A 5,288-nucleotide genomic window follows, 5' to 3' on the forward strand; every position below is an offset into this window, starting at 1 on the left:
CGTCGGCTGGGTGGCGGTGGCCGTGCCGGACCGGCCGGGGCAGCCGCGCGGCGGCCGGGTGCCGGTCACGCGGGCGCTCGCCCTGCCCGGCGTGGTGCCCGTCCTGGTCGTGACGCTCGTGTTCGTGCTCGCGCACACCGTCCTCTACACCTACGTCGCCGCCTACCTCGCCCGGCTCGGCCTGGCCGACCGGGTCGACGTGGTGATGCTCGTGTTCGGCGTGGCGTCGGTGGTGGGCATCTGGGTCGTGGGCGCGCACGTCGACCGCCGCCTGCGCGGGCTGATGATCGCCGCCACCGCCCTGTTCGGCGTCGCGGTGGGCGCGCTGGCCGCCGACCTGGCCGCCGAACCCCTCGTGCTGGTCGCCGTGGCGTTGTGGGGACTGGGGTTCGGCGGCGTGCCGACGCTCCTGACGACCGCCGCCGGCGACGCGGGCGGCGAGGCCGCGGACTCCGCGCAGGCCCTGCTGGTCACGCTGTGGAACGCGGCCATGGCGGGCGGCGGTGTCGCGGGCGGCCTGCTGCTCGACCGGTTCGGCGCGGGCTCGTTGCCGTGGAGCGCGCTGGTGCTCCTCGTGCCGGTGCTGCTGGTGGTGGTCGCCGCCCGCACCCACGGGTTCCCGGCGGTCCGGCGCTGATCAGCGCGGCCCGTGGGCGGCCCACTCGATGGCCGGGCAGCGGTCCATGACCACGTCCAGCCCGGCCTCGGTGGCCCGCTCGTAGGCGGCCTCGTCGAGCACGTCGAGCTGGAACCAGACCGCCTTCGCCCCGATCGCCACGGCCTCGTCGGCGAACTCGCCCGCCGCCTCGGACCGCCGGAACACGTCGACCACGTCGACCGGGAACGGGATGTCGGCCAGCGTCGCGTAGCCCTGTTCGCCGTGGACGGTGGGCGCGTCCGGGTGGACCGGCACGATCCGCTTGCCGCGCTGCTGGAGGAACCTCGCCACGCCGTACGCGGCGCGCTGCGGGTTGTCGGCCAGCCCGACCACGGCCCAGGTCTCGCCGTCGGCCAGGATTCGGCGGATCTTGTCGGGCTCACCCCAGGGTTCGGTCATGGCACCAGCGTAGGACGGCGCCGGGACGGAGGCATTCCACATCCAACCCCCGGACGCGGTCCACTTCCGATGATCCATTGCCGATGATCCACTGCCGGCGGTCGCGCGGCTCGGCCTTCGGTGGCTCGGCTCACGCCTTCGGTCGCGCCAGCCCGCAACCGGGGGCGGTCAGGTCCACCCGGCCGCCCCCGGTCAGGCACGGCACGATCTGGTAGGTCTGCTGCGCGTACCCGATGCCCTTGCGCACCGTCTTCTTGCCGCTCTCGTCGACCTCGCACGGGTTGTTGTCCGTGCACTCCTCGCCGTCCTCGTTGCCGGTGTTGTTCACCGCCACCACCTTGTTCGTGGCCGCGTCCACCACCGGCGAGCCGGACGTGCCGCCGCGCGTGTGGCACTCCTCGGTGTAGCGCATCGAGTCGTTCCAGGTCCACCGTCCCTCGCGCAGCCGGTACACGTAGCCGGCGGCCTGGCACGAGTAGACCTCGTGCCAGTAGCCGGACACCACGCGGATGTCGATCCCGGCGGCCGGGTGCTCCGGCGACAGCTCCAGCGCCCGCGAGCCCATCGCCTCGACCTGGGCGTAGGTGCTGGTGAGCCGGTAGATCCCGACGTCGGTGCCGGACATCGTGCCGTAGACCAGGGTGGACGCCTGCACGGTGCCGAGCGAGCCCTCGCCGTTGCCCTTGAGCAGCGTGAACTTCCGGTCCGACGGCTGGTCGACCATGACCTGCTCGGGCTCCATGAACCGCACGCAGTGCCCGTTGGTCAGCACCAGCGCGGGGTCGGACGGCTGGTAGGTCGGCGGCCGGACCACCGAGCCCGAGCAGCCGCTCAACGACACGGTCCCGGTGAAGTCGACCTCGGCCAGCGGCGGCGTGGCGGAGGCGGCGGGTACGTGCGGTGCCGCGGGTGCCGGCGGTGCGGCGGGCGCGGCCGTCGCGGGAGCGGTCGCGGCGGACACGGACAGCACGAGCGCGGCGAGCACCGCTACCAGGTGGCGCATGGGCGCTGATCCAATCAGCCGCCGCCGGACGGCGCACGCCCGTTCACCCGCTCGCGTTACCACCCAGCGCGGGCGGCGGGAGCCGGTAGGTCGGCGGCGTCGCGGACATCCGGATCGGGTTCGACACCAGGTCCAGCCCGTTGAGGTCGGTGGTGGGCCGCAGGCCGAGCGACTCGGCCGGCGCGAACGCGCCGGCCAGGTCGTTCACCGGCCCGCACGGCACGCCCAGCGACGTCAGCACGGCGAACCAGTGCTCCGCCGGACGGGTCCGCAGCCGCGCGGTCAGCAGCTCCGCCAACGCGTCCACGTGCGCCACCCGCTGCTCGTTCGTGGCGAACCGCGGGTCCTCCGGCAGCCCCAACGCCTCGCACAACCGGGTGAACTGCCGGTCGTTGCCCACGGCCGGCGCCACCGGCCGGTCCGCGGTCGGGAACACCTCGTACGGCGCGATGGACGGGTGCCGGTTGCCCAGCCGGCCGGGCACGACGCCCGCCAGCGCGTACCCGGCGCTCTGGTTGACCATGCTCGACAGCAGCAGCACGGACAACAGGTCGACCTCGACCAGCTGCCCCTCGCCGGTGGCGTCGCGGTACCGCAGCGCCGCCAGGATCCCCACCGCCGCGTGCACGCCCGTCAGCACGTCCACCAACGCGACCCCGACCTTGGTCGGCTCGTCCGTCCCGGTCACGCTCATCAGCCCGCCGACCGCCTGCACCAGCAGGTCGTACCCCGCCAGGTCCGCGCCCCGACCCGCGCCGAACCCCGTCACCGAGCAGTAGACCAGCCGCCCGTGCCGCACCCACAGCGTCTCGTAGTCCAGGCCGAACTCCCGCATCCGGCCCGGCCGGAAGTTCTCCACCAGCACGTCCGCGCCCAGCGCCGGCTCCCGTGCCGCCGCCCGCCCGGCCTCGGTCGCCAGGTCCAGCACCCGCGAGCGCTTGTTCCGGTTCACCGACAAGAAGTACGTCGCCTCGCCGCGCGCGTGCGGCGGACCCCACGTCCGCGTCTCGTCACCGCGCGGGTGCTCGACCTTGACCACCTCCGCGCCCAGGTCGGCCGGCACCATCGTCGCGTACGGCGCGGCCGGCACCCGCCCGAAGTCCGCGATGACCACCCCGTCCAACGCGCCCACGTCACCTCACCCGGTGTTCAGCCGCGCGGTGCGCGCGGGACGACGGTCGGCCCGGCCGCGGAGCTCAGGCGTCGAGGCCGTAGAAGTGCACGGTCGAGTTCGGCTCGAACCCGATCCGCACGTACACCGGTGCGCCGGCGGGGGTCGCGTGCAGGGTGGCGCGGGTCAGCCCGGTGGCCCGGCCGCCCTCGTGCAGCGCCTTCCGCGTCACCGCCTCGCCGTAGCCCTTGTGCTGGTGCTCGGGGTCCGTGGCGACGAGCGCGACGAAGAGCCTGCCGTCCGCCTCCACGGCCGCGGCGCACGTGACCGGGACGCCGTCGCGCAGGCCGAGGTAGGCGTGCGCCCGCTCCTTCCACAGCGCGGAACCCTCCAGCCCGTCGCGGCCGTCCTCCGGCGCGAACCCGTAGGCGCGCGAGTTCAGGTCCGCGTAGGCCAGCAGCTGCTCGTCGGTCGTCACGCGCTCGAACGTCAGGTCGGGGTGCTCCGGGTCGGGCACGGGCAGCAGGTCGCCCGCCATCCCGGTGCCGGGGAAGGCGTGCTTCAGGCCGGCCCGCTCGGCCGCCGCGTCGAGGCCGGCGCGGGCGTCGTCGGCCAGGAGGTCCTCGAAGAGCCACAGGAAGCCGGGGTGCCGCTTGCCGCGCATGATGTCCGCGACCTGGGTCAGGCGCCGGTCCAGGAGCTCGGCGTCCGCGCCCACGTCGGTCAGCGTGACGCAGTTCCAGAACGGGAACCGGCAGTCGGCCCAGCGCACGGCCACGCCGGGCAGGTCGCGCACGTCGGCGCCCGGATCGCGATCGAGGACCATGCCTCGCCACACCAGTGCGAGCTGCTCCACCGATTCGATGGAGTTCGCGAGATCCGTCATCGGGTCCCCTCGTGGATCGTCGAATTCGCGATCTTACCGAGCACCCACCGGAACAACATCAATCCGAACCGCTCCCGGACAAGGGGCCACCACCCTTATCGCGGGCCGGAAGGGCGGCGCGGCTGCGCAGAGGTCCCCGCCCAGGGGATCCCTGTTTTCGATACTGTCGGCCGGCGCCGACGATTTCCGGCCCGCCGGCCCGGCCTGTGGACAACTCCGGGAACGCGGTCGGGCCGCGCTACTCGCCCTTCCCGCCGTCGGCCAGCTCGCGCAGGAAGTCCAGGTGCCCGACGTGCCGACCGGTCTCCTGCACGAGGTGCGCGAGCACCCACCGCACGGTGCGGCCGTTGCCGGCGTGGTCGCCGCGCGTCCGGTCGTCCGGGCCCAGCCCCTCCAGCGCCCGCGCCGAGCGCTCCCACTCGGCGCGGTACTCGTCGACCACCGACCCGACCGTGTCGCCCTCGTGCAGCCGCCACGACGCGTCCGCGTCCGCACCCCACAGCGACGGCAGCTCCGCGCCGCCCACCTCGATCGACAACCACCACCGCTCCACCGCCGTCAGGTGCCGCAGCACGCCCAGCGCGCTCACCACCGGCGACGTCGGGATCGGCGTGGCCGAGGCGTCCTCCCAGGACAACCCCTCCACCTTCGACACGGCCGTCAACCGCAGGAAGGTCAGGAACTCCACCATCAACCGCAGCTCGTCGTGGGCGTCCGCCGCAGGCCACACCCGTTCGTTCGAACTCATGTTCGACACCCTACGACACGCCGTTCCTGCGGTACCACCGCGGCGACGTGGTGACCGGAGGCTTCAACGCCGGCCCGCGCACCACCAGCACGTTCGGCCCCGACCGCCCCGCGTACTCGTCCAACCGCTGCCGGAACGCCTCTCCGAAACCGTCCACCTCGGACGCCTCGACGCCGAAGCTCCTGGCCAGCGCCACGAAGTCCGGCGACCGCAGGTCCACCCCGAACGGCTCGTGCCCGGCCCTGCGCTGGTCGTGCCGCAACATCCCGTAGCCGCCGTCGTCCACCAGCACCACGGTCACCGGCAGCTGCTCCTGCGCGGCCGTCGCCAGGTCGCCGCACGCGAACAGGAACCCGCCGTCACCGCACACCGCCACCACCCGACCGGCCAGCGCCGCGCCCAGCGCCGCCGGGAACCCGAACCCGAGCGTGCCCCAGCCCACCGGGTACGCCAGCCCGCGCGGCGTGCCGATCCGGCCGAACC

At 74.0% G+C, this 5,288-nt stretch carries 7 protein-coding genes; 1 reads left to right on the forward strand and 6 read right to left on the reverse strand.

What is annotated here, in order from left to right:
• Positions 1–637 (forward strand): MFS transporter (locus AB0G02_RS27500; RefSeq protein WP_360799159.1); only part of this gene is annotated, 637 nt, incomplete at its 5' end.
• Here the strand turns inward: AB0G02_RS27500 and AB0G02_RS27505 are convergent.
• The 6 genes from AB0G02_RS27505 to AB0G02_RS27530 form a co-directional block, all read right to left on the reverse strand.
• A complete protein-coding gene (locus tag AB0G02_RS27505) occupies positions 638–1,057 on the reverse strand; it encodes a CoA-binding protein (protein ID WP_360799162.1) in 420 nt (139 codons plus the stop codon).
• A 130-nt stretch (positions 1,058–1,187) separates the two neighbouring features.
• Positions 1,188–2,060 (reverse strand): trypsin-like peptidase domain-containing protein, encoded by an 873-nt coding sequence (locus AB0G02_RS27510; RefSeq protein ID WP_360799165.1) that lies wholly within the window; start codon positions 2,058–2,060, stop codon positions 1,188–1,190.
• 43 nt (positions 2,061–2,103) lie between these two features.
• Positions 2,104–3,192, reverse strand: coding sequence for a CoA transferase (locus AB0G02_RS27515; RefSeq protein ID WP_360799168.1), 1,089 nt, complete (start codon positions 3,190–3,192; stop codon positions 2,104–2,106).
• A gap of 64 nt (positions 3,193–3,256) precedes the next feature.
• A complete protein-coding gene (locus AB0G02_RS27520) occupies positions 3,257–4,057 on the reverse strand; it encodes a GNAT family N-acetyltransferase (protein ID WP_360799171.1) in 801 nt (266 codons plus the stop codon).
• Positions 4,058–4,295: 238 nt separating this feature from the next.
• Positions 4,296–4,805, reverse strand: coding sequence for a DinB family protein (locus AB0G02_RS27525; RefSeq protein ID WP_360799173.1), 510 nt, complete (start codon positions 4,803–4,805; stop codon positions 4,296–4,298).
• A gap of 10 nt (positions 4,806–4,815) precedes the next feature.
• Positions 4,816–5,288 (reverse strand): thiamine pyrophosphate-dependent enzyme (locus AB0G02_RS27530; RefSeq protein ID WP_360799175.1); only part of this gene is annotated, 473 nt, incomplete at its 5' end.

The sequence above is a fragment of the Actinosynnema sp. NPDC023658 genome (genome assembly GCF_040639995.1).
Classification (GTDB): Bacteria; Actinomycetota; Actinomycetes; order Mycobacteriales; family Pseudonocardiaceae; genus Actinosynnema.